General features: G+C 62.6%; 20 protein-coding genes and 1 pseudogene. 11 read left to right on the top strand and 10 right to left on the bottom strand.

All coding sequences use genetic code 11. From position 1 onward, the window contains the following. Nucleotides 1-6: 6 nt before the first annotated feature. Nucleotides 7-159: a hypothetical protein gene (locus tag D3872_RS25515; protein WP_182915653.1), complete on the bottom strand. Its 153-nt coding sequence runs from the start codon at nucleotides 157-159 to the stop codon at nucleotides 7-9. Between the two features lie 643 nt (nucleotides 160-802). Here D3872_RS25515 and D3872_RS02405 point away from each other — a divergent pair. Further along, nucleotides 803-1075 (top strand): helix-turn-helix domain-containing protein, encoded by a 273-nt coding sequence (locus D3872_RS02405; protein WP_229459118.1) that lies wholly within the window; start codon nucleotides 803-805, stop codon nucleotides 1073-1075. Here D3872_RS02405 and D3872_RS02400 read toward each other — a convergent pair. Beyond that, the gene (locus D3872_RS02400) at nucleotides 1050-1787 is read right to left on the bottom strand and encodes a helix-turn-helix transcriptional regulator (RefSeq protein WP_220476864.1); all 738 of its coding nucleotides are present in this window, start codon (nucleotides 1785-1787) and stop codon (nucleotides 1050-1052) included. The two genes, D3872_RS02405 and D3872_RS02400, sit on opposite strands and share 26 nt — an antisense overlap. Nucleotides 1788-2189: 402 nt before the next feature. Here D3872_RS02400 and D3872_RS02395 point away from each other — a divergent pair, with 402 nt between their 5' ends. After that, nucleotides 2190-7085: a response regulator gene (locus tag D3872_RS02395; protein WP_182915650.1), complete on the top strand. Its 4896-nt coding sequence runs from the start codon at nucleotides 2190-2192 to the stop codon at nucleotides 7083-7085. Next, nucleotides 7081-7875: a CheR family methyltransferase gene (locus D3872_RS02390; protein ID WP_307719391.1), complete on the top strand. Its 795-nt coding sequence runs from the start codon at nucleotides 7081-7083 to the stop codon at nucleotides 7873-7875. Before D3872_RS02395 ends, D3872_RS02390 begins: the two co-directional genes overlap by 5 nt. An 11-nt stretch (nucleotides 7876-7886) precedes the next feature. Here D3872_RS02390 and D3872_RS02385 read toward each other — a convergent pair whose 3' ends face one another. After that, nucleotides 7887-8465 (bottom strand): glutathione S-transferase family protein, encoded by a 579-nt coding sequence (locus D3872_RS02385; protein ID WP_119809303.1) that lies wholly within the window; start codon nucleotides 8463-8465, stop codon nucleotides 7887-7889. Nucleotides 8466-8578: 113 nt separating this feature from the next. Here D3872_RS02385 and D3872_RS02380 point away from each other — a divergent pair, with 113 nt between their 5' ends. Beyond that, nucleotides 8579-9253, top strand: coding sequence for a YceI family protein (locus tag D3872_RS02380; protein WP_182915649.1), 675 nt, complete (start codon nucleotides 8579-8581; stop codon nucleotides 9251-9253). Here the strand turns inward: D3872_RS02380 and glpD are convergent. Together glpD and D3872_RS02370 are read right to left on the bottom strand one after the other, a co-directional pair. Beyond that, nucleotides 9232-10766 (bottom strand): annotated as a pseudogene (glpD, locus tag D3872_RS02375) (glycerol-3-phosphate dehydrogenase). The gene D3872_RS02380 and the pseudogene glpD sit on opposite strands and share 22 nt — an antisense overlap. 65 nt (nucleotides 10767-10831) lie before the next feature. Then, nucleotides 10832-12925 (bottom strand): NAD(P)-binding protein, encoded by a 2094-nt coding sequence (locus D3872_RS02370; protein WP_119809302.1) that lies wholly within the window; start codon nucleotides 12923-12925, stop codon nucleotides 10832-10834. Nucleotides 12926-13049: 124 nt separating this feature from the next. Here D3872_RS02370 and D3872_RS02365 point away from each other — a divergent pair, with 124 nt between their 5' ends. From D3872_RS02365 to D3872_RS02360, 3 genes are read left to right on the top strand one after another with little or no spacing between them, the layout of a single operon-like run. Then, nucleotides 13050-13607, top strand: a complete 558-nt coding sequence (locus D3872_RS02365; protein ID WP_229459117.1) for a phosphohydrolase — start codon at nucleotides 13050-13052, stop codon at nucleotides 13605-13607. Nucleotides 13608-13663: 56 nt separating this feature from the next. After that, nucleotides 13664-13915 carry a hypothetical protein gene (locus tag D3872_RS25165; RefSeq protein WP_147373766.1) on the top strand — a complete coding sequence of 84 codons (252 nt, stop codon included), beginning with the start codon at nucleotides 13664-13666 and terminating at the stop codon, nucleotides 13913-13915. Continuing rightward, nucleotides 13891-14766 carry a PAS domain-containing protein gene (locus D3872_RS02360; protein ID WP_119809300.1) on the top strand — a complete coding sequence of 292 codons (876 nt, stop codon included), beginning with the start codon at nucleotides 13891-13893 and terminating at the stop codon, nucleotides 14764-14766. The genes D3872_RS25165 and D3872_RS02360 overlap by 25 nt, the downstream gene beginning before the upstream one ends. Before the next feature lie 61 nt (nucleotides 14767-14827). Here D3872_RS02360 and D3872_RS02355 read toward each other — a convergent pair whose 3' ends face one another. Next, nucleotides 14828-16912 (bottom strand): ATP-dependent helicase, encoded by a 2085-nt coding sequence (locus tag D3872_RS02355; RefSeq protein ID WP_119809299.1) that lies wholly within the window; start codon nucleotides 16910-16912, stop codon nucleotides 14828-14830. A 488-nt stretch (nucleotides 16913-17400) separates the two neighbouring features. Here D3872_RS02355 and D3872_RS02350 point away from each other — a divergent pair, with 488 nt between their 5' ends. Continuing rightward, the gene (locus D3872_RS02350) at nucleotides 17401-18072 is read left to right on the top strand and encodes a fimbria/pilus outer membrane usher protein (protein ID WP_119809298.1); all 672 of its coding nucleotides are present in this window, start codon (nucleotides 17401-17403) and stop codon (nucleotides 18070-18072) included. Between the two features lies 1 nt (nucleotide 18073). Here the strand turns inward: D3872_RS02350 and D3872_RS02345 are convergent, their stop codons facing one another. Together D3872_RS02345 and D3872_RS02340 are read right to left on the bottom strand one after the other, a co-directional pair. Continuing rightward, nucleotides 18074-18991: a GGDEF domain-containing protein gene (locus tag D3872_RS02345; RefSeq protein WP_119809297.1), complete on the bottom strand. Its 918-nt coding sequence runs from the start codon at nucleotides 18989-18991 to the stop codon at nucleotides 18074-18076. A gap of 61 nt (nucleotides 18992-19052) precedes the next feature. After that, a complete protein-coding gene (locus D3872_RS02340; RefSeq protein ID WP_119809296.1) occupies nucleotides 19053-21908 on the bottom strand; it encodes a response regulator in 2856 nt (951 codons plus the stop codon). A gap of 368 nt (nucleotides 21909-22276) precedes the next feature. On the opposite strand from D3872_RS02340, the gene D3872_RS25160 reads away from it, so the two are divergent. Further along, nucleotides 22277-22462, top strand: a complete 186-nt coding sequence (locus D3872_RS25160; protein ID WP_147373765.1) for a hypothetical protein — start codon at nucleotides 22277-22279, stop codon at nucleotides 22460-22462. 34 nt (nucleotides 22463-22496) lie between these two features. Here the strand turns inward: D3872_RS25160 and D3872_RS02335 are convergent, their stop codons facing one another. Both D3872_RS02335 and D3872_RS02330 read right to left on the bottom strand, forming a co-directional pair. After that, complete coding sequence (locus D3872_RS02335; protein ID WP_119809295.1) at nucleotides 22497-23321, bottom strand: PEP-CTERM sorting domain-containing protein; 825 nt, start codon at nucleotides 23319-23321, stop codon at nucleotides 22497-22499. A gap of 418 nt (nucleotides 23322-23739) precedes the next feature. Further along, nucleotides 23740-23970 carry a hypothetical protein gene (locus D3872_RS02330; protein ID WP_119809294.1) on the bottom strand — a complete coding sequence of 77 codons (231 nt, stop codon included), beginning with the start codon at nucleotides 23968-23970 and terminating at the stop codon, nucleotides 23740-23742. Between the two features lie 228 nt (nucleotides 23971-24198). Here D3872_RS02330 and D3872_RS25510 point away from each other — a divergent pair, with 228 nt between their 5' ends. Next, nucleotides 24199-24375, top strand: coding sequence for a hypothetical protein (locus D3872_RS25510; protein WP_182915648.1), 177 nt, complete (start codon nucleotides 24199-24201; stop codon nucleotides 24373-24375). A gap of 40 nt (nucleotides 24376-24415) precedes the next feature. Beyond that, nucleotides 24416-24648 (top strand): chromate transporter (locus D3872_RS02325; protein ID WP_147373764.1); only part of this gene is annotated, 233 nt, incomplete at its 3' end.

The following is a 24648-nucleotide window of genomic DNA, read 5'->3' as shown; positions in this document are numbered from 1 at the left end:
CTGCTCTCAAGCCAAAGCTTGAAGTAGCCGCCACGCGCCGGCCCACACCGGCCCGCCGCCGTGCGCCATCAGGAGGCCATACGGCGCGTGTGCGCCAGCGCCGCGATAGGTGGCGGCCACGTCGACATACAGCGCACCGCGGTCTTCGACGCCGATCACGCAGGGATCGCGAAGCGCGCGTCCACCACGCCGGCGCGGCGCAGCATGCGTTCGATGGGCGGGTGGCTGGTCACCCGTCACTACTGCTCGATCCCCGAAAATGGAAAGCCGTGCGAGATGATCTCGCCGATCACTCCTGTGATCTGCGAGAAGCCGAACGGGCGGTCATGCGTCTCGATGGCGAAGCGGGCTCAGCTCCCAGATGTGGGATTGCTGGGCGGTTCCTGGCGTGCAGCAGTACGGCGAACGAATCCTTCAGCATGTTAGGCCCTTCGTATGGCAACAGGCGCAGCAGCCCGCGCAGCGGCCCGCCTGGCTGGCGGATCATCATGCTAACATCCGTTCGAGGCGTCGTAGCCGTCGATCTCCCATGCCGCTCAGACCGGCCAACCTCCCAGCCCCAGCCTGTCTTTGAAGACCTGCCCGCAGGTGTGCATTCCACAGGTCGCGGACGGGATTTGAAATCACGTCGTGCGGCGATACGAATTTGCAGTGCCATTTGTAACCTCGCTGTCGTTAAAAAGTTATGCAACCTGCATAAAAGAATCATGCAAACGACATAAAAAGGTAACTATCAGAGTTGCTAGGTGGCTAATGGGGCTGCAGGTGGAATACTGACTTTTTACCTACAAGGAACGTCAGTATGGACCAGGACTTCACCTATCACGACACGGATATCGACGAGCGTGTCGGCGCGGAAAACGATAGAGGGAACTTCGGGGGGCTGCACAGCGCCGAGCTGAAGCGGTTCCGCGTCGGCAAGCGCGAGAGCCAGGAAAAATTCTGGGGCCGGTTCGGCGTCACCCAGTCGAGCGGCAGCCGTTTCGAAACCGGGCTCGGGATCCCGGCGCCGGTGGCGATTCTCGTGAAGCTCTACCTCAACGGCAAGCTCACCGATGGGGATCTTCCGGGGTAAGGATGCCCATGCCGATGGCCTTGACCAGGGCTTGTTGGCGGGTACTGACCCCGAATTTCTGGCGGACGTTGGCGATGTGAAAGTTCACGGTCGCTTCCGAGCAATTGGTGATCTTGGAAATTTCCCACGACGATTTGCCCACCATCACCCAGTTGAGCACCTCCAGCTCGCGCCTTGTCAGGCGCGGGCGTTCCACCGCCGCCAGTTCGGCTGGAGGCATGACGAAACGCATCGACGATTCGAAGGCATAGTCGCGGATCAGCGCCAGCCCCGCCATGGCGTTGGCAGCCTCTCGCTTGTCCGGCAACATGTCGGACGCAAAACTGACCACGCCGAACTCGCCGTTCGGCCCGTGGATCGGGAAGGTCACGCCCGAGCGGATGCCGTGGCCGCAGGCCTCCTCATAGAACTCGCGCTGGCGCGGCGCGGCGTTGAAGGTTTCCGGTTCCCACACGATCGGCAGCGTACTCTTCATGCAATGGCTGACGGTCGGGTCGACATAGTGCAGCAGGTCGGCGTCATAGCGGTCGCGCCAGGAGCTCGAGTAGTTACTCTGCAAAAAAGCCGATTCCAGCTTGGCATGGCGCGAGCCCACCACTCCATACAACACCTGGTCGAATCCCTGCTGCCGTGCCAGCGAAAACAAGGTGTCGCGCCAGGACGACTCGTTCCCGCTGTTTAACAGCTGCGTGAGCTGTGACATCTCAACCATTACTTCTCCAGAAGAACCGTATATACATCGTAAAGCAGCCATAACTAAACTTCAACATCCAATAACCGGCCGCAAGAGAATGCACGGGCGTCCAACGCGCACCGACGTAGTGAATGTGCAACGCAATCGCGCACGCTTGCGCTCGAACTGTGCGTCCGGAAAGTTTGGTTTCGTGTAGGCTACGAAACTCTTTGCATGTTATTTCGCTAACGAAATTGTTAAACTTGGTCTTCATGGCATATTCTGGCACGGCCGCGGGTACATATCGACTCGCCAGCGAACCGGAGTATTGTTCGCCCCTGCGGCCGCGTTACATCCCTTGCAGGTCTAGTCCGACCTGCATATCCCGACAGACCAAGCCCGGCCCAACCGTTCCACTCCCAAAAAACGAGGACTATGTCGATGAACAACATGACCGAAATGGCCGAAGAACTCGATGCTAAGCTCTTGCTGTCGACGCTGATGGCGCTTAAAAAAGGCGACTTCAGCGTGCGCATGCCATCCGACTGGACTGGCGTCTCCGGCAAGATCGCCGACACGCTCAACGAGATCATCGAGACCAAGGAAAAAATGGTCAAGACGGTGACCGAGGTGTCGCGCGTAGTGGGCCGCGAAGGCCGGCTTACCCAGCGCGCCGCGGTCCCCAACATGGTCGGCGGCTGGGCCACGATCATCAGCTCGGTCAACACCCTGATCGACGACCTTGTGCGCCCGACCACGGAAATGGCGCGCGTCATCGGCGCGGTGGCGAAAGGCGACCTGTCGCAGACGATGGCGCTGGAAGTGGACGGCCATCCGCTGAAGGGCCAGTACCTGCGCGCGGCGATGACCGCGAACACCATGGTGGAACAGCTGTTGTCGTTCTCCTCCGAAGTGACGCGCGTGGCGCGCGAGGTGGGCACCGAGGGCAAACTGGGCGGCCAGGCGCAGGTGAAGGGCGTGGCGGGTACGTGGAAGGACTTGACCGACTCGGTCAACTCGATGGCGGGTAACCTCACGTCCCAGGTGCGCAACATCGCGGAAGTGACGACGGCGGTGGCGAACGGCGACTTGTCCAAGAAAATCACGGTGGACGTGCGCGGCGAGATCCTGCAGCTGAAGGACACGATCAACGTCATGGTGGACCAGCTGCGATCGTTCGCGTCCGAAGTAACCCGGGTGGCGCGTGAGGTCGGTACCGAAGGAAAGCTGGGCGGACAGGCATACGTGCCGGGCGTGGGCGGCACCTGGAAGGACTTGACCGACAACGTCAACTTCATGGCGTCCAACCTGACGGGCCAGGTGCGAAACATCGCGGCGGTGACGACGGCGGTGGCGAACGGCGACTTGTCCAAGAAGATCACGGTGGACGTGAAGGGCGAGATCCTGGAACTGAAAAACACCATAAACGTCATGGTGGACCAGCTGTCCTCGTTCGCATCCGAGGTGACGCGCGTGGCGCGCGAGGTGGGTACCGAGGGTAAGCTGGGCGGCCAGGCGCAGGTGAAGGGCGTGGCGGGTACGTGGAAAGATCTGACCGACTCGGTCAACTCGATGGCGGGTAACCTTACCGGCCAGGTGCGAAATATCGCGGACGTGACGACCGCGGTGGCGAACGGCGACTTGTCCAAGAAAATCACGGTGGACGTGAAGGGCGAGATTCTCGAACTGAAGAACACCATCAACGTGATGGTCGACCAGCTGAACTCCTTCGCCTCCGAGGTAACGCGGGTGGCGCGTGAGGTGGGTACCGAAGGCAAGCTGGGCGGCCAGGCGAACGTACCTGGTGTCGCGGGTACGTGGAAGGACTTGACCGACGGCGTGAACTCGATGGCGGGTAACCTGACCGGCCAGGTGCGAAACATCGCGGACGTGACCACCGCGGTGGCGAACGGCGACCTGTCCAAGAAGATCACGGTGGACGTGAAGGGCGAGATCCTGGAACTGAAGAACACCATTAACGTCATGGTGGACCAGTTGTCCTCGTTCGCATCGGAGGTGACGCGGGTGGCGCGTGAGGTGGGTACCGAGGGCAAGCTGGGCGGCCAGGCCTACGTGCCGGGCGTCGGCGGCACCTGGAAGGACTTGACCGATAACGTCAACTTCATGGCGTCGAACCTGACGGGCCAGGTGCGTAACATCGCGGCGGTGACGACGGCGGTGGCGCGGGGCGACTTGTCCAAGAAGATTACCGTGGACGTGAAGGGCGAGATTCTCGAACTGAAGGACACGATCAACGTCATGGTGGACCAGTTGTCTTCGTTCGCATCGGAGGTAACGCGCGTCGCGCGCGAGGTGGGTACCGAAGGCAAGCTGGGCGGACAGGCAAACGTGTCCGGCGTTGCGGGTACCTGGAAGGACTTGACCGAGAACGTGAACCAGCTGGCGGCAAACCTGACCAACCAGGTGCGCGCGATTGCTGAGGTGGCGACGGCGGTGACGCGAGGCGACTTGTCGCGCTCGATCCAGGTGGAAGCGCGCGGCGAGGTGTCCTACCTGAAGGACAACATCAACGAGATGATCCGAAACCTGAAAGAGACCACGCAGAAGAACGCGCAGCAGGATTGGCTGAAGACCAACCTTGCGCGATTCACGCGACTGCTGCAGGGCCAGCGCGACTTGCAGGCGGTGACCAAACTGATCCTGTCGGAACTGGCCCCGCTGGTATCCGCGCACCACGGTGTGTTCTACATGATGGACTCGCAGGAGATCGACGCGCGCCTGCGCATGATCGCCAGCTACGGCTACCGTTCCAGCCGCAAGCTGCCGACCTCCTTCCTGCCCGGTGAAGGCCTGGTGGGCCAGTGCGCGCTGGAGAAGAACCGCATCTGGCTGACCGACGTGCCGCGCGATTACATCGCCGTCTCGTCCGGCCTGGGCTCGGCGCCGCCGAACAACATCGTCGTGCTGCCTATCCTGTTCGAACAGCAGGTCAAGGCTGTGATCGAGATCGCATCGCTCGACCGCTTCACCGAAACCCACCTGTCCTTCCTCGACCAGCTGATGGAATCGATCGGCGTGGTGCTGAACACCATCGAGGCGAACAGCCGTACCGAATCGCTGCTGACCCAGTCGCAGTCGCTGGCGCAGGAACTGCAGCAGACCAACCAGGAACTGGCGGAGAAAGCGCGCCTGCTGTCCGAGCAGAACATCGAGGTGGAACGGAAGAACCGCGAGGTGGAACAGGCGAAACTGGCGCTGGAAGAAAAGGCCACCCAGCTGGCCCTGTCGTCCAAGTACAAGTCCGAGTTCCTTGCGAATATGTCACACGAACTTCGTACCCCGCTTAACTCGCTGCTGATCCTGGCGCAGCAGCTGTCCGACAACCCCGAGGGCAACCTGTCGGGCAAGCAGGTGGAATTCGCGAAGACCATCCACGGCTCCGGCTCCGACCTGCTTACCCTGATTAACGACATACTCGACCTGTCGAAGATCGAATCCGGTACCGTGACGCTGGACGTTTCCGAGTACCGCTTCTCGACCCTGCGCAACTACGTCGATCGCACCTTCCGCCACATGGCCGAAGCGAAGCACCTCGGCTTTACCGTGGAACTGGCCGACGCCCTGCCGACAGCGGTGATGACCGACACCACGCGTCTGCAGCAGGTGCTGAAAAACCTGCTGTCGAACGCGTTCAAGTTCACCCACCACGGCAAGGTAGCGCTGGAGATCTCGCTGGTCACCAGCGGCTGGACCAGCGACCACCCGAACCTGGTGCATGCCGACGCGGTGCTGGCGTTCTCGGTAAAGGATACCGGCGTGGGTATCGCCTCCGACAAGCTGCAGCTGATCTTCGAGGCGTTCCAGCAGGCCGACGGCTCCACCGCCCGCAAATACGGCGGCACCGGCCTTGGCCTGTCGATTTCGCGCGAACTGGCGCGACTGCTGGGCGGCGAGATCCGCGTCGAATCGGTGGTCAACGCCGGTTCGGTGTTCACGCTGTACCTGCCGTATAACCGCGCCGGCTTCATCAACTACGAGCAGGCGCGCCAGCCGCAGCCTGCTCGCCTGGCCCCGCCGGCGCCTGCCTCCTACCCTACCCCCGCCCGCTTCGACAACGAAGTAGAAGTCATCGACGACGCTAGCGAGCACGCCCAGCTGGTGGAATACAGCTCGGTCATCGACGACCGCTCGCTGGTGGCGCCGGGCGATCCTTCGGTCTTGATCATCGAGGACGACGAACGCTTCGCCAAGGTGGTGGTGGAATTCGCGCGCGAGAAGAACTTCAAGGTGATCGTCACGAGCCAGGGCGACTCGGCCCTGTCGCTGGCGCGCGACTACTTGCCGTCGGCAATCCTGCTCGACATCGACCTGCCCGACATCGACGGCTTCACGGTGCTGGACCGCCTGAAGCGCGACCCGAGCACCCGCCACATTCCGGTACACGTGATGTCCAGCCTGCGCGAGCGCGAACGCGCGCTGCGCCAGGGCGCGATCTCGTACATGAACAAGCCGGTCAATAAAGAGACGCTGCAGGAGGAATTCACCCGCATCCAGAAGTTCCTGCTGGGCGGCAAACGCAGCCTGCTGGTCGTGGACGACGAACAGGCGCAGCGCGACTCGATCGTCAACCTGATCGGCGACGGCGACATCCGCATCGTGGCGGTGGAAACGGGCGCAGCGGCGCTGGAAGCGCTGCGCGGCTCGCACTTCGACTGCATGGTGCTCGACCTGACGCTGCCGGACATCAGCGGCTTCGACCTGCTGGACGTGATCGGCAAGGACCCGGCCTTGCGCGACCTGCCGATCGTGATCTACACCGCGAAGGACTTGAACCGCAAGGAAGTCACGAAGCTGAAGCGCTACGCCAAGACCATCGTGATCAAGGATGCGCGTTCGCCCGAGCGCCTGCTGGACGAGACGGCGCTGTTCCTGCACCGCTCGCACGCATCGCTGCCGGAACTGCAGCGCCGCATGCTGGACGAGATCCATGCCGCCGACGGCGGTCTCGCGGGCCGCAAGGTACTGATCGTCGACGATGACCTGCGCAACATCTTCGCGCTGTCGTCGCTGCTGGAGCGCCAGCAGATGCAGGTGTCGTTCGCCGAGAACGGCCGCGACGGCATCGAGGTGCTGGAGAAGGATCCGAGCATCGAGATCGTCCTGATGGACATCATGATGCCGGAGATGGACGGCTACGACACGATGCGGGCGATCCGCCGCATCCCGAAGTTCAAGTCGCTGCCGATCATCACCCTGACCGCGAAAGCGATGAAGGGCGACCGCGATAAATGTATCGCGGCCGGTGCATCGGACTACATTACCAAGCCGGTGGACGTGGCCCAGCTGCTGTCCCTGATGCGGGTATGGCTGCATTGATCGGCCACTGCTCGAGGCCCTGTTCCAGCGCTATGGCTTCGACTTCAGGTCATACGACCGGCTGGCTGTGCGGCGCAAGATGCACGCCCTGATGCAGGAGCGTGGATTGTCGTCCGTGTCGATGCTGCAGAACCGCGTGCTGCACGAGGCTGGCGCGAGCCATGCCCTCCTGCGCGCGCTCAGCGTGCCGCCGGCGGAGCTGTTCGACAGTCCCGAGCTTGCCCGGTCGCTGCGCACGGTGTTTCGTTCCAGCCTTGGCGCGTCGGCCATGCCGCGGATCTGGCTGGCCGAATGCGGCGGCGCAGAGGAAGCCTGGTCGCTGGCCATCCTGCTCGCCGACGAGCAGCTGATCGCCAGAACCGAGATCCATGCGACGTCGTCCAATGAGCAGGTGTTGGCCAATACGTTCGACGCAGGCATCGATCCCGCGCGCATGCCGGAGTACCAGCAGCGCTACGAACAAAGCGGAGGCTGCGGAAAGCTGGAGGACTACTTCGAAAAGGAGGGTGGACGGCTGGTGCTGGTCCCGCAATTAAGGAGCCGCATCAGCTGGGCGCAATACAACCTGGTGACGGACGCGTCGTTCAACGAGTTCGAACTGATCGTGTGCAGGCGCGCCCTGCCCGACTTCGGGCCGGTACTGCGGCGGCGCGTGCTGCGGCTTTTCCATGACAGCCTGTCGCGGTTTGGGATGCTGCTGATCGACCGCGAGTTCGAAACGGGCGAGCCGCTGAGCGATAGCTACCAGCATGTACTCCCGTATCAAGGTTTGTACAAGCGGGTGGCGTAGCAGCCGCTTATCTATGCAAACTTCTCCATGCTTTCGTCCAGGTCAGCCTCGATATCCCTGCTCGACGGCAGCATCAGCAAGCCGCGCTGCACGCCTGAACGGGCCTTGATCGCCTGCGCCCAGCGCTTCAGGTTTGGGAAGTCATCCACCGAAATGCCCGATCTCATGTGCGTTCGAATCCGAACCCAGTTGGCGATATCGGCAATCGAGTAGTCGCCGGCGAGATACTCGTTGCCCTGGAGCCGCTCGTCCATTACGCGAAACAGGTGCATCCTGCTGGCCTCGTCCTTTATTGCGTCGATGCCGCCCATCTGGAACATCAACCATTGGAGGACCTTGGAGCGCCCCTTCATGTCGGAAGGCATCAACTTGCCGGTTTTTTCGGAGAGGTAGATCAGGATGGCGCCGGATTCGAACACGACGAAATTGTCTTCGTCGCGGTCGTTGATGGCGGGGATGCGGCCATAGGAGACTGTTTGCTCGCTGTTCTGCTTATCCAGCGCGTGCAGGGCGTATGGGAGTTGCAGCTCTTCCAGCGCGATTGAAACCATGTGGCCGTCCGGTGTCGCTGCTGAGTACAGATCGATCATGGCGGGCTCCCCCTTTTAGTGCGCGGATATCGATCTTAGCGGGATTTGGAGGCGCGTGCCGTATTTGGCAGGACGTTGACACGGCGGACTTGCGGGACAATAGTGGAGGAATCATGAAACGCTATCTTGCTCCCCTGCTCCTCCTTGCCGGCTGCGTGGCGCCGATGGCGCCGCGACAGCCACAGCCGCCCTTGGCAGCGGATGCAGGCGCGTGGTATGCCGCTGCGGCGGCTGCGGGAAAACCTGTGTATCGGCTCGACCCAGGCAAGTCGCTGATCGCAGTGAAGGTGTACAGCGGCGGGCCGTTCGCGGCCATGGGCCACGATCACCTCATCGCCGCCCGCAATCTCAACGGTTTTGCGGCGCCGGGCGATGGCCGGGCCGATTTCCAGTTCCGGCTCGATGAGATGAGCATCGACGAAACCGCACTGCGGCATGGCGCGGGGATGGCGAAAGCCGTGCCGCGGGAAGCCATCGAGGGTACCCGCGAGAATATGCTGGGACGGGTGCTGCAGTCGGCCAGCTATCCGATCGTGAAATTGAGCGCGGCGAGCATTCCGGGATCAGCGGGCGTTGTGCGGCTTTCGATTTCGCTGCATGGGGTAACACGCACTGTCGATGTCCCGGCCTCCGTGACCATGGATCGGGAAACCCTCAACGCGACTGGCCGTTTCACGTTGAAGCAGACCGATTTCGGCATCACGCCGATGTCGATCTTCGGCGGCGGGCTGGTGGTGCGCGATGCGATGGACCTGGAGTTCCGGCTTCACGCGCGCCGCATGCGCTGATCGATCCAGTCGTCCAGCACCTCTTCCGCGCCGCCCCCCGCATGCAGGCCAAGCTTGGAGCGGCGCCACAGGATGTCCTCTGCGCACACCGCCCACTCTTGCTCCATCAGGTAGTAGGCTTCGGCTTCGTACAACCCGGGTACGATCTGCTTGCCCATGTCCGGAATGCCCTGGCGCCATGCAAGCAGCAGGTGGATGCGGGTGCCGTAGGCGCGCGCGTAGCGCTCCGCCAGCGCCGCGGGTAGCCATGGATAGCTGCGCTTGACACCCTCCAGCCACTGTCCGAACTCCAGCACCGAGCGGTTTGTCGGGCGCCCTCCGAACAGGTCGCCGCCAGGAAGGCAGGCGCCGGCTGTCCATCCGCCGGTGCGGTTGCCCAGCACCGGCCCAAGCCAGTCGACGGCTTCCTCGGCCAGCTTGCGGAAGGTGGTGATCTTGCCGCCAAAGACCGTCAGCAGCGGCGAGCCTGCGTTGTCGGTGTCGAGGATAAAGTCGCGCGTGGTTGCCTGCGCGGTCGCCGCTTCGTCCTCGACCAGCGGACGCACACCGGAATAGCTCCAGACCACATCCGACGGCGCTATCGCGCGCCTGAAGTAGCGGTTCGACAGCTGGCACAGGTAGGCTACCTCCGCTTCGCTGATCGCCACCTCGTCAAGGTCGCCCGCGTAATCGAGGTCGGTAGTGCCGATCAGCGTGTACTCCTGCTCGTAGGGCATCGCGAAAACGATGCGGCCGTCGGGTGCTGGAAGATGTACGCGTAGTCGTGGCTAAACAGGCGCGGGACGACGATATGGCTGCCCTTGATCAGCCGCAGCGCGCGGCGCGGCGCCACGCCGGTGGCGACCTGCAGGAACTGCGCGGCCCACGGGCCGGCGGCATTTACCAGGCTGCGCGCCCTTACTTTCGTGGTTCGCCCGCCGGCGTGCGCCAGCGTTGCGTGCCAGTGGTCGGCGTCGCGCGTCAGGGCCGTGCAGGCTGTGCGCGTCAGGATGCTGGCGCCGCGTTCGCGCGCGGCGATCGCGTTCAGCACCACCAGCCGCGCGTCGTCGACCCAACCGTCGGAGTAGACGAAACCGCGCGTGAACATCTCCTTCAAGGGCTCGCCCGCCGGGTGACCGCGCAGCAGCACCGCTTCGGAACCGGGCAGGAACTCGCGCCGGGCCAGCGTATCGTAGAGATAGAGTCCGGCGCGGATCAGCCACACGGGCCGCTGCCCGCTGTCGTGCGGCATGACGAAGCGCAGCGGATGCATGATGTGGGGCGCGCTGCGCAGCAGCACCTCGCGCTCGGCCAGCGCCTTGCGCACCAGCCGGAATTCGTAATGCTCCAGGTAGCGCAGGCCTCCGTGAATCAGCTTGCTCGACGCGGATGAGGTGTGCGAGGCCAGGTCGTCCTTCTCGCACAGCACCACGCGCAGGCCGCGGCCGGCAGCATCGCGCGCGATGCCCGCGCCGTTGATCCCGCCGCCGACGACCAGCACGTCGGTTTCGATCACGTCATTGGTCCCGCCCATCCACCGCTCCATGTGCGCCGCAATTGGCCCCTTGTTTCAATTGTGTACCGAAAGCATGGAAGCTGTCACTCATCGCTTTCACCTTCGATCTTCCCGGGATAGCCGCAGATCGCGCGCGAGGCCTGCATGCCGCCCATGACGGCCGCTTCGATGCAGCCCGCATCCGCACCGGTCTTGAGCCAGTCGCCCGCCAGGTACAGGTTGGAGAAGCCGCTGCCGTCGGCAGGCAGCCGATACTGGGCGGTACCGGCAGCGCACTGCACATAGCGTTCGGATGGCCCGACGTTGGCGCGCCAGTACTGCGCCCCGAAGCGCGCCTCGCCATCGCGCCCCTGCGGATCGGCCAGCCAGTGCCACGGGAAGGCTCCGGGACGGCCGGCCGATGGCCACAAGGCCACGATCTCGCCATCGAGCTGGCGGATGGCGCCTTCCTTCGCAAGCGCGGTGGCGCGCGCGGGAAAGCCGTGTTCGGACGGCGGCGGGTAGGCGGACATCGGCAGCACGCTGCAAAGGTAGGAGACGTTGCCGGGCCGCCGGCCGGCAGGCCAGTCCTCGCGCGGCAGCAGGTGGTCCATCGGCGCCCAGGTGTCGTATGGCTTGGAGAAGCCGGTCAGCACCGGCTGCTGGCCGCCAGGCTGCGCCGGCCAGCCAAGCTCGCCCAGGTCGCGGTCCATCCACACCTGGTAGGCCTGGGTCGACACGGTGCGCAGCTGTTCCGACGCGGCCTTCAGCGGCGCGCTTTGCGCCAGCAGCCGTGGGCACAGCGCTGCCAGCGAACCCGCCGGAATGCCGAACACCACCGTATCGAAGTCGCGGCCGCGCTGCAGCGTCATTTCGGGCAGCGGCTGGCCGTATTCGCGCTGGTAGATGCCGGGCCAGTCGCTCCAGTGCGATTCCAGGTCCACTTCGCGCTCCTGCAGCAGCACCGCCTGCGCAGGATCGACCTGCGCGTAGTTGGGCGCGGACGGCCAGCAGTCCAGGCCCTTCACGTTCACCAGCGGGCTGTAGCGGCCGTCGCGCAGCGACAGCTGGCGCGTGATGCGGATGGCGCCGACCTCGTCGCCGTCGGGCAGGAGCTCCTCCACCTTGTGGAAGAACCGGAACTTGACGCCGCGCCCGGCCAACACCTGGTATAGCGGCGTGAACACGGTGTCGCCCATCCCGGCCTGCATCTTGTACATGAAGCTGCCCTTGTATCCAAGGCCGCCGCGCATCATGAAGCGCAGCATGGTGCCAGCTTCCACGGTAGGCTTGGCGGCTTGGCCGTTCTCATACGCGAACACCAGGTCGTACACCGCGCGCACCGGCGTCGATCCTATGCACAACTCCGGGTCGCCTCCATGCATCGCCAGCCAGGCGCGCAGGTCATGGCCGTTGATGACGTCGAAGCCCTTGATGAACACGCCGTCGGCAAACAGGCCCTTGAGCACCGTGCTGCCCACTTCGAGGCTGATGCGCACGCGCCGCAGCGCTTCGCTGGTGGGCGCGAATTCGCGGTAGCCGTTGCGCAGGCGGGCGCGCATGCCGTCCAGCGCCTGCGCCAGCAGCAGGTGCTGGTGCATCGGGTGCTTGCGCGAGTCGTCTGGCAGGGTGCGCGCCAGCGCCGCCAGCAGCCGGTACGAGCGCGCCACTTCCGTTCCATGCAACGCGGCGCCCTGCAGGCTGCCCAGTTCCTCCAGCCAGCGGCCGATCCAGCCGAGCAGCGTCATCGCCATCTGCCACATCGTCACCGGCGCGCCGACACCAGGCTCGCCCGGCAGCGGCTGCATCACGATGTGCCAGGGGCGCCACTCGCCATCGACCGGGTCGGCCAGCGCGATGTAGTCGTGCGGATGGAAGGCGTCCTTCAGCGCGGCGAGCGGTGCGCCGGGCGCGCGCCCAAGCCGTTCGTAAGCGCCGCGCATCATCGTGAACGCATTGCTGTAGGAGCCGAACCAGACGTGCAGACCGTGTTCCTCGATGCGCTGCGCGTGCAGCGCGTTGCGGCCGCTGGCGCCCTTGCCGCCCAGCCGCCAGCCTTGCTGGTAGACCGTGATGTCGTAGCGGTCCTGCCATCCAAGGGGCGTGGACAGGTGCCATGCCGCCGAAAGCGATCCCACGCCCCCACCGAGAATGGCGATTTTCTTGCGCTGTGCGCCTGTTGCCGGCCCGGTCGTCATCGCGATTTCCCCTCAATGTCCGGGGATCAGTGTATTTTCATCGGCAGCGTGTCATGTTCGAAAATATCAATGCTGCGAGGTGGTCCGGGCGCAGTGTGTAAGATGACGTACAGGCCACAGAACCATGCATCCGATGATCACGACCACTTACGTTTCCACTTTTTCGGGCAACCGCTTCTACCCGCTCGAGCCGCACATCGACCACGTTGCCATCGAGGACATCGCGCACGGATTGGCCTACCAGTGCCGCTTCAACGGCCAGACCTGCGAGTTCTATTCGGTGGCGCAGCACAGCCTTGTGGTCGCGTCGCTGGTGCCCCCCAGGCTTCGCCTGGCGGCCCTGCTGCACGACGCCGCCGAGGCCTACCTGGGCGACATGGTCAAGCCGCTCAAGGTGCTGCTGCCGGAATTCGCCGCCATCGAGGAGAAAGTCACGCTGATCATCGGCGCGACCTTCGGCGTCGATTTTTCCGACTACGCGCCGATCAAGACCGCCGACCTGGTGGCGCTGGCCACCGAAAAACGCGACCTCATGCCGCACTCGGTCGAGCGTTGGGCTTACCTCGACAGCATTCGCGCCCTGCCGGAACGCATCGTGCCAATGAGCCCGCGCGAGGCAAAACTGGCTTTCCTCGACACCTTCGACGCCCTCTATGGGACCGACGCTAAGTCACGGATTTAACACGGTTTTTTTTGATATCCACAAGAAGTGTGGATAACGTTGTGGATAAGGCCTGCTTGACAAGCCAGAACGCCCGTATCCATGCGGTTTTTAACAAACTGCCCGGTTTGGAGGCAAAAATCTATGCCAATAAAATCAAACACTTAGGCGATCATGCTGCTGCGCGTCAAAGTATTGATGAGGCAAATTCCTACAAAACGGGCCAGCGGGGGATAACTGACAACAGGCAAAGGCAAAGGCAAAATTTTTTGACAAATGCCCCGCGAAGCCCTACTGTTGCCGCATGCCATCGCCCGACCATGAACTGATCCTTGAAGAGGATGACCCTGCCGAGGCCGCCCCTCAGGCGGAACCGGCGCCCTGGCGCATCCTGATCGTCGACGACGATGTCGATGTCCACGTCGTCACCAAATTCGCACTCAGCGCCGCCAGCTTCCAGGGCCGCCGCCTGAGTTTCCTGCACGCCTATAGCGGCAAGGAAGCCCTCGCCATCCTGCGCGATACGCCCGACATCGCGATGATGCTGCTCGATGTGATCATGGAAACCGACGACGCCGGCCTGCGCGTCGCGCGCCAGGTGCGCGAAGAGCTGCACAACGACCTGGTTCGCATCGTCTTGCGCACCGGCCAGCCGGGCCAGGCCTACGAGCATGGCGTCATCGTCGACTACGACATCAACGATTACTGGTGCAAGGCAGACCTCACCACCCGCAAGCTGTTCACCACGGTGATCGCTTCGCTGCGCGCCTACTCCACCCTGTCCGCCTCCAAAGCCGCGCGCGATGCGCTCGGCACCGAGCTGGCGCGGGCGCGCAACGTGCAGGCCGCGCTCAATCCGCTGGCACTGGTGCTGACGCTCGATGGCGACGGGGTCGTCACCGACGCCAACGAGCGCTTCTGCAGGGTGCTTGGCGTGGTCCGCGACGCGGTAGTCGGCAAAGCTGCCGGTACGCTTCGTCCACCCGAGTTCAGCGAGGAGTTGGCGCATGAGGTGCGCAGCGCGCTGGTTCGCGGCGGGGGCTGGGCTGGTGATGTCGACATCAATGGCGCAGGGGGTGAGCCTGTTCACCTTCGTTGCGCCTCCTTGGCGTTCAAGGACACGAAGGGCGGGATTTACCAGTACGTGGCAGTTGCCACCGAACGGACCACGAACGCCTGATCCGTCGGTCCCGGCATTGCCGGAAACGACTTCCCGCGAACGACGTGCTCTAGCCAACACCCTACTTCCACGCATTCCTAGCCCGCTCGCGCACCATCATCCTCACGCTGTCCGGCATCGGCTTTTTGCTATGCGCCTGGTCAGCCGTCAGCCATACGCATTCCTCGAAGTGCTTCAGCATCGCCGGGCTGACGAAGCGCGTGCGCGCCGCATACACATGGCGGTCGCCCATCTGCGCCTGCTGCTTGATGAAGAAGCGGTTCGGCACTACCAGGTGCAGATGCTCCTTCGCGCGCGTCATGGCCACGTAAAGCAGCCGCCGCTCCTCCTCGATTTCGCCCGCGCTGCCGGTGCTCATGTCCGACGGAATGCAGCCGTCCACCACGTTCAGCACGTGCACAGACTTCCACTCCTGCCCTTTGGACGAATGGATGGTCGACAGGATCACGTAGTCTTCGTCGAGATTGGGCGGTCCGGCGCGGTCGCTGGTCGCTTCCGGCGGGTCGAGCGTGATCTCGGCAAGGAAGGTCTCGCGCGAGTCGTAGCCGCCCGCCAGCTGCGCCAGCTGTTCGACATCGGCCGCGCGCACCTGGGCGTCGTCGTGCATGCGTTCGAGCTGCGGCAGGTACCAGTTCTTCACCAGCCCGATATCCGCCGGCCAGCGCAGGCCGGGCGTGCGCAGCGCGCGGTACAGCGCCACGAACTCCTGCCACTCGCCGCCCGCCCTGGATGGCGGCGCAAAGGCTTCCAGCGCCAGCACAGGCTCGGCGGCTTCCGCCAGCGAATCGAGCAGGCGGCTGGCCGTGGCCGGACCGATGCCCGGTATCAGCTGGGCCACGCGGAAGCCCGCCATGCGGCCGCTCGGGTTCTGGGCAAAGCGCAGCACCGCCAGCACGTCCTTGATGTGCGAGGCCTCGAGGAACTTCAGGCCGCCGAATTTGACGAAGGGGATGTTCCGGCGCATCAGCTCCAGTTCCAGCGCTGCGCTGTGGCTGGCGGCGCGGAACAGCACCGCCTGCGAAATCAGCGGCATGCCCGCCTCGCGGTGCTCCAGGATGCGGTTGCACACCCAGCGCGCCTGCTCCGCCTCGTCGGGAATCAGCACCAGCTGCGGCTTCGCTGTGGACGCCTTGTCGGTCCACAGCGTCTTGGCGTGGCGTTCCAGCGCCGCCGCAATCACCGCGTTGGAGGCGTCGAGGATCGGCTGGGTCGAGCGGTAGTTGCGCTCCAGCGTGATCATGTGCGCGGGCTGCGAGAACTGCTGCGGGAAGTCGAGGATGTTGCGCACGGTGGCGCCGCGGAAGGAGTAGATCGACTGGGCGTCGTCGCCCACTACCATCACGCCCTTCCCGTCCGGCTTCATGCCGGTGATGATCGACGCCTGCAGGCGGTTGGTGTCCTGGTATTCGTCCACCAGCACGTAGTCGAACAGCGAACCGATCTCCGAGCCCAGTTCGGGGTCGGACGCCATCTCGGACCAGAACAGCAGCAGGTCGTCGTAATCGAGCACGTTCTGCTCCTGCTTGGCGTCGACGTAGGCGCCGAACAGGGTCTTGAGTTCCTGTTCCCACTCGCTGCACCACGGGAAGGTGCTTTGCAAAACGTCCTGCAGCGGCTCGCGGCTGTTGACCACGCGCGAATAGATCGACAGGCAGGTGCCCTTCAGCGGAAAACGTTTGGCGGACTGGGTCAGGCCGATCTCGTGGCGCACGAGGCCCATCAGGTCTTCCGAGTCGCCGCGGTCGTGGATGGTGAACGAATCGTCCAGGCCGATCCGGCCCGCGTAGTCGCGCAGCAGGCGCGCGCCGATGCTGTGGAAGGTGCCGGCCCACGGCAGCGTGGTCGGCGCCTGGCTGCTGCGCAGCTTCATCACGCGCTGCAGGACGCTGCCGGCGCGGTTGGTCATCTCCACCGCCGCGCGGCGCGAGAACGTCAGCAGCAGGATGCGCTGCGGGTCGGCCCCGGCCTGGATCAGGCGCGCGACCCGGTGTGCCAGGGTGCTGGTCTTGCCCGACCCGGCGCCGGCGATCACCAGCAGCGGGCGCGGGTTGGCTTCGCCCACATCGTGCTCGACGGCGGCGCGCTGCTCCGGGTTCAGGCTGGCGTATGGATCTTCGGGGACGGTTTTTTCGGCAACTGCATGCATCTGGAGCATTCAAACAGGGAATTGATACAACTGTACATTTATCCAGTTGTGAAGCGCAAGAAGATTTCCCAGCGATACGCCAGTTATTTGTCGCGCACGCACGGCATTCACATGGCGAATATCCGGCCGGCAAGCGTTTTCGCCGCTAAGTAGCCGAAACTAAAGCACTTTTTCAGATATCCACATTCGCTGTGTATAACTTTGTGGAAAACACCCCCTTGACACCCCGGAAGCCAATACTGATGCGGCTTCCAACAAAATGCACATTCCACAGGCATCCTTCAAAGCCTATATAAATCAAGCACTTGCGAAGTCAAGCCGGGAGCCGCGAAAAAAGAATTTGAAAATTTATTCAAGGAATTTTTGTGTATAACCGCGCGTTCGAAGGTGCTCATGCATGGCCGCATTCGATGATTTTTTGATATCGAAAACGGGCCAGCCCTGCGGCACTGCGCCAGGGCGGCTGGCGCTACCGGGCACGCAAGGCCGTGTTCGATCATGGCGGCGAGGATATCGGCGCCGCTTACCTGGGCACCCGCGGCGAATTCATGCTGAATGCCAATCGCGTGAATGGCCAGGCCAACCTGCAACTGGCGGCACGCGGCGGCATTGCCCTGCTCGGCGGCCATGCCCGGGCAACGCGCAGGCTGGACCGAAGTTTCGCCATGGTCGAGGTGCCCGTCAGCCAGGCGATCGATATCTACGCCAATCATGTCAAGGTCGGCCAGACAGGCACAGATGGTGTCGGCTTCATTCCACGCCTGATCCCGTACGAGGTCAATACCGTTTCCCTGGACGATGCCGGACTACCCTTGTCGATATCACTGGATATGGCACAGAAATCGCTTGATCCGGATCCCAGGTCGGGCAGTCTTGTGAAGTTCAGCGCACGAAAAAACCAAAGCGCGACACTGATCCTGACGGATGAATTTGGCAAGCCACTTGCCATCGGCACCCGCGTTCGTGTGGATGGCAGTATTGCGGAACAGGAAGTCGCATTGCGCGGACTAGTCTTCATACCTGAGATCGACTACCCGGCCACCGTCGTGGTGCTTGACGGCGACGCACACCCACGCTGCCGTTTCACTATCCCAGCAACACCCCAGGCAGAGCTGTTCCCGGTACTGGGACCATTTGCCTGCACTCAGGAGGACGAATGAATCATTGCCAGGGGGGCTCCGGCAAGCCCGGACCTTCCCGCTCCGCGACGTGCACACGGTTGCGCTCTTTCTTGGCGCAGTAAAGCGCCGCATCCGCCGCCGCGATGACCGTAACGGCATCGTCGCGCCCGCCCATGCGCGTGATCGCCAAGCCCAGGCTGACAGTCACAATGATTGCGCCGGCTGCTGTCTGTACAGGTGTTTCAGCGACGCGGTCGCGAATTCTTTCGGCTACCGAATGGACGTCGGACCGCTCGCCGCCCGACGCGATGATCAGGAACTCCTCGCCGCCATAGCGCCCAATCCTGTCATAAGTGCGCAGCGCGTGATGCATCCGGCGTGCTGTTTCCTGCAGCACGGTGTCGCCTGACAGATGTCCATACGTGTCATTAATCCGCTTGAAATGGTCGAGGTCTGCCAGGATCACGCCGATGCAGCTTCCGTCACGCGCGGCCCGCGCCAACTCCTCCTGCAAAGTACCCATGATCATGCCCCGATTCCACAAACCGGTCAGGTGGTCATGCATGGCCTGGAAGCGCAGCGTTTCGTGCAGCGCCAGGATGCGTTGCGCGACATGCAGGCGCGCGGCGAGATGCTCTGCGTCGAAGGGTTTGGTGATCAGGTCGTCGGCGCCCGCGCCCATGCCTTCAAGGTAACTGCCTTTGCCGGAGCGAGCCGTGAGCAGGATGATGTAGGTGTATTGCAGGCGGGGTGCGGCGCGGACCATGCGGCATAATTCCAACCCATCCATATCGGGCATCATCCAGTCCGAGATAAGCAGGACATGCTCGCCCTGTTGCCAGGCTGCCAAGGCGCTGCGGCCATCGGCAACGGCCGTCACCGCGTGTCCCAATTTCCTGAGCGTTGCGCCCAGCACGAGGCGCGAACTGGCATCATCTTCAGCAATCAGTATTTTCATCAGATTTGCTCCGAGAAACCTCGTTCGTCAGGACGAGGAGTGAAACGAGGCGGGGCGGACGTCAACGGTGACAGACCTCGTTCTGCGACACACCACGGACGCCGAGGTCTTCGATATCGCTCCGGACCCGTCCGAATTCCACACCAAGCTGATCGATCAAATCCTGCGCACCGCTGAGTGGCCCATTGTCGTCGAGCGCCTGCAGCCGCCGCGCGATGTCGGCCATGCGCAGCGCGCCGACATTGGCACTTGCCCCCTTGAGAGCGTGCGCCACCTGGCGCAGCGCCAGCATGTCCCCGGAGCTTGCGCACCGTCGCAAGGCGCCGATCCGCTCCAACCCATCATTTTGGAAAGAAGCATAGATCTGTTCCAGCAAGGACGGATCGGACTGTGCCGTCAAGTCGCGCAAGCGGGCCACGACCTCGGCGTCGAGGGCGGCGGCCGCTACAGGATGGGTGGTCCCGGCAGCGGCTCCGGCTGTTTGACCAGCGCCGCCTGCGGCCGGTTCGCTATCCCCGCGCAGCCATCTGGCCAGGGCGGCGGCGAAGGCTTCCTGCTGCACCGGCTTGGTGATGTAGTCGTCCATGCCGGCCTGCACGCAACGTTCGCGGTCGCCCTGCATCGACTGTGCCGTTACCGCAATGATGGGTACCTGCGCTTTGATATCGGTTCGGGCGCGAATCGCGCTGGTGGCCTCGAAGCCATCCATCTCGGGCATCTCGCAATCCATGAACACGAGGTCATAGGATGATGCTTCCATCATGTCCAGGGTTTCCCGGCCGTTAGCGGCAATGTCGACCCGGCAGCCCAGATTTCGCAGCATCATCGCCGCGACAATCTGGTTGGTGGCGTGGTCCTCGGCCAGCAGGACGTGGGCGGCGAATTGTGGGCGATCCGCGACGCTGTCACCGTGCATGGCGCGGTCCTCGGCGGCGGCGCGGCGCGTCACGCCGCCGGCACGTCGGGGAACGCGATCATTCCAGGCGCTCACGAGCGTGGCAAGCAGTTCCGACTGACGCGCCGGCTTGACCAGGTAGGCGGCGAAACCGATCTCTTTCAAGCGTTCCATGTCGCCCCGTTGCCCGAGCGACGTGAGCATCACCAGTACGGTATCGCTCAGCATGGGATCGGCCTTGATCGCGCGGCCCAGCATTTCGCCATCCATCTCCGGCATCTGGAAATCGAGAATTGCAAGCTGATAGGGATCGCCGGCAAGATGTGCCTCGCGCAAGGTGCGCAGGGCTTCGCCAGCAGATGCGCAGCTCGTATTGCGCATCTTCCATGCGCTCGTTTGTTCTTGCAGCACACGCCGGTTAACACTGTTATCGTCCACGATCAGGACCCGCGCACCGTCCAGGTCGGCCACCGGCAAGGCGAGCGGAGCGGCATCGGCATGGCGCGGCAGATGCAAGACGAACCAGAAGATCGAACCTTGTTCCGGCACGCTGGTGGCGCCGATCGTTCCACCCATCAATTCCACCAGTTGCTTGCTGATCGCTAAACCCAGGCCCGTGCCTCCGTAACGGCGGGTGGTGGACGCGTCGGCCTGGGTGAACTTGTCGAACAAACTGTGCAGTTTGTCCTGTGAAATGCCAATGCCGGTGTCTTCAACGCTAATGCGCAACGAGACCAGGTCGTCGGTTTGCGCCTCGGCCTGGATGTCGATCAGTACCTGGCCATCGTGAGTGAACTTGACGGCATTGGTGGCCAGGTTGGAGAGCACCTGGCGGATGCGCCCCGGATCGCCGACCAGGTGGCGCGGCACATCCGGCGGATAACGCACGATGATGTCGATTTCCTTCTCCGCAGCGCACATCGCGATCATGCCCGCCACCTCTTCTGCCGCCACCAGCAGGTCGAATGGAAGCGGCTCTATCGTCAATTTCCCCGCCTCGATCTTGGAAAGATCGAGAATGTCGTTGATGATGACGAGCAACGTTTCGCCACTCGCGCGGGCAATGCCGGCCAGCTCGCGCTGCGTCGCGCTCAATGGCGTATTCAGAAGCAGTCCGACCGTGCCGAGCACTCCGTTCATCGGCGTGCGGATCTCATGACTCATGTTTGCCAGGAACTCACTCTTGGTGCGGCTGGCGCTCTCTGCCGCTTCCTTGGCGATCTGCAGTTCGTCGTGCGTCCGGGACAGCAGCTTGCCATGGGCTTTCAACTTCGCATGCGCTGCGCGCAAACGATCCAGGGCAATGCGGCGGTCAATCAAGCTGGCGAGCGAACCGCCGCTGAACAGGACCAGCACCACCGAAGTGACCATCAGGGCGAGCAGCGTCGGCTCGGCGCTCCTGCCGCCGACGGCGCAAATACTGCCAGGAGCAAAGCTCGCCCCATGCATCGCCGTGTAGTGCATCCCGGCGATGGCAATGCCCATGATCACCGCGCCGAACGTCTGCTGTTTAAGGGACGACAAGCCTGTCCTGTCGCCGACGAATACGATCAGCAGGGCGCCGATCGCGGCGACTATGGCAATGACAATTGACAGCGCGAATATCAGCGGGTCGTAACTGATTGCGGGCTGAATTTTCAGTGCCGCCATGCCGGTGTAATGCATGGCGGCGACACCCAGTCCCATGAAAGTGCCGGCAACCGCAATTCGCCCGAATCGCACGGCACGGTTTTGCAATAAATAGAAACCGAACAGCGTGGCCGCGATAGCGGGAAAAATCGACAGCACCGTCAGTTGGATATCGTAGGCGATCGGTATCGGCAAATGAAACGCGAGCATGCCGATGAAATGCATCGACCAGATCGCCACGGCTAAAGTCACGGCGCCGGCGGTCATCCATATGATCCCCGCCCTTCCTGTGCTTTCTCGCATGTGCTCCGTATGCGAGAGTGCCGAGAACGAGCCGAACATGGCAATCAACACCGACAACGCCACCAGATAACCATTCCAGATAATTGGCATTTCAAGCTTCCGCTGGTTTTAAATACGGAAATGAGACCGGCACATGGCCGGTTCCGCGTTCCGTTGAGATGAGTGCCTCAGTTTTGCGAGGGGCGAGGCTGGCGGTGGCCTGCGCAAAGACTGGCCGAGGATAAATGGCGTTTTATGGCGTGCACCGCCGCGATTGGGTATATCGCGTGAGCGGAAGAAAAGGTGGCGTCATCAAGGCCGTGCCGGCCTTGATCGGTCATTGCAGCTGTGTTCATAACGTGTGCATCGCTTTCGGAGGCAGTTTATTAACCATCACTTAATGATTCGACGCTAAATATACACTATTTGCACCATGGGAAACATTATCTGGACAATCTATTGGGGATTTGGAGCGGCACGTGAAACTTCGCTATGCAATGCGCGTAATCGTCGTCAAAAATTCTGCAGTGACGGCACGTCAGGGTCATGGCTGCTTCGCCAATGCGACCGTCATCCACGCTGCGGGCAAGGTCAGCCCGCTGGACGATAGCGCCGTAACGCCGGACCCCGCGAAAAAGCCCCGTAGTTTCGGGGCTCTTTGCTGATGGCGGCCGCGCGATGCGGAGTTCATGTCAAGAATTACTTCAATGGGCGCCTCCGCCCCATTGCCATGAACCCGATCATGCCGCCGGCGAGAAGCAATAGAGTCCCAGGCTCCGGAACCTGTCCGTTATCATTATTCGGTATGGCTGTCAGCAATGCCTCTGAGTGAGAGATAATGATGTCGCCGTTGATGAGACCCAGGCCATGCGCGAAATTATTAAATGCGATGTGAATCGCGTTGACCGCCAAGCCAAGGGAGTTGATGCCGTCACCGGTATGAATCTGCTCATTCAGCGTGACCGTGAGCCCGGGTGCGCTGAACAGCGGTGTATTGGGCGCCGGGGATGCCACGATAAACGGCATGCCATTCACCATCAGACCTTCCAGGTTACTTGTTCCGACCGAGCTAAGGGCGCCAAAATCTCCGCTGACAGCGGCCGTCGACTGGACGACCTGCGCCGTCAACAATCCTAACAGCGCGGAAAGATTCAGGACGGTGGCGTCGGCGTCTGCAAATCGGCTACCGGGTGCGCCATCCACATTGGATGACGCGTTAACCGTCTGCAAGAACGCAGACAACGGGAGCGAGATAATCTGCGCCACACTGTCGCTGTCGTTGTATGGCGCCGGCGCGCTGCCGCCAGCCGTTGGCACGGGACCGCTGCCAATTGCGAATGGGAGTCCAATGAGCGGGGTAAGTGTCAGATTGGCCGATTCGCCATACGAAGAACTTGTGCCGCTGACGACGGTGGCACTAGCGTGTGGCGCGAGACACAATAACGTGAAGCTTACCAGCAGACCGACGGTTGTACATTTCAACATGATTTTTTCCTTAGTTAGGATGCGACGTAACAAACCCATAATCCAGACACCTTGATCAATCCCAGGTCAAACCAAAATATGCGGCGACTGGTATGTCGCATAGGGAGCATGATCCATGCCATTGCGTGAAATCAATGACTTAACGTATGCAAATTGCATATGTGTAAATATTGTCGACAAGGAAATATATCATAAGCATCTTACAACACCCTGGCTGGCGCGGTCTTGAAAGGTTTCCCGCTGGCGGCATGCCCATCGCTCAAGTCCAGCAGGGCGCGCAGCGGCTTGCCGGCGCGGCAACCTGCTACGTCCAGGGTTCCAAGGTTGAGTCGAATTCTTGACGCAAGGGCGACGGCGACCCTGGCGTGAAAACCATTTGGCAGGGAATTCAGGAAGTACGCGCGGCCAAGTTGACGATAAAGGCGGTACGCGACGCAGATGACCGCGTTGTATGAACCTACAGAATGCAGGAGGTGCGGCGGCGGCGGCCCGGCTCAAGCAGGACGCGTTCGATGACGTGCGGGGCGATGCCGTGGGACTTGAGGTATTCGAGGGCCGAGACGGTATTGCAGGCTTGCTGGACAGAAATGGCGTGGTTCACGATGTCTCGTCTTCGCGCATCGGTGCGTTCGTAGGGCGGTCCGACGATAGCCAGGTTGCCGGCGCCGGCAGTTTCATATTGAGTCATCGCAATTCCCTCGCAGGATCAGACCTGGATCAACTTGTCGCTATCGGAGTATCCTCGAACAATCTCCAAAGTCAATGTCAGCTTCCCATCGAACGCGTAATTATTAAGTTACTCGGCATTCAATCTATCGCGCATCCGGTCCGCGCGGAAACGGACGCTGGCCGGGGCGTCGCCAGGGATAGAATCCGGCCATGCGCACAGTCCGTGACGCGTGGAGGAGCTATTCGAATGGCAACGATCATCGAGCCACCGCTGGGTCCCGGCGACGACGCCGAGCCCGGTACACCCGGCGCAGGCGAAGACATCTGCGACAAATGCAGCGGCACCGGTAGCATGCCGGACGGCACTCCCTGCGCCAACTGCGGCGGCACCGGCAGGGTCATCGAGGGAATCGGCGACGGCTAGGTCCGTGGACAAGGGTTGCCGCCAGGCGCGATAATGGGCGATGAACTTCCCAGACAGCGCAAGCCGGCCGCAACCGCACTCCCTCACCGATCTGTTCGTTTCATTCACCCTGCTTGCGTTGCAAGGTTTCGGCGGCGTGGTCGCGGTCGTCCAGCGCGAACTGGTCGAACGCAAGCGGTGGCTGACGCAGGAAGAATTCATCGAGGACTGGGCGGTCGCGCAGGTGATGCCCGGGCCTAACGTGGTCAACCTGTCGATGATGATCGGCGGGCG

Origin of the sequence: Massilia cavernae (assembly GCF_003590855.1) — a bacterium.
GTDB classification, from domain to species: Bacteria; Pseudomonadota; Gammaproteobacteria; order Burkholderiales; family Burkholderiaceae_D; genus Telluria_A; species Telluria_A cavernae.
This window is presented reverse-complemented; position numbering and strand designations above follow the sequence as displayed.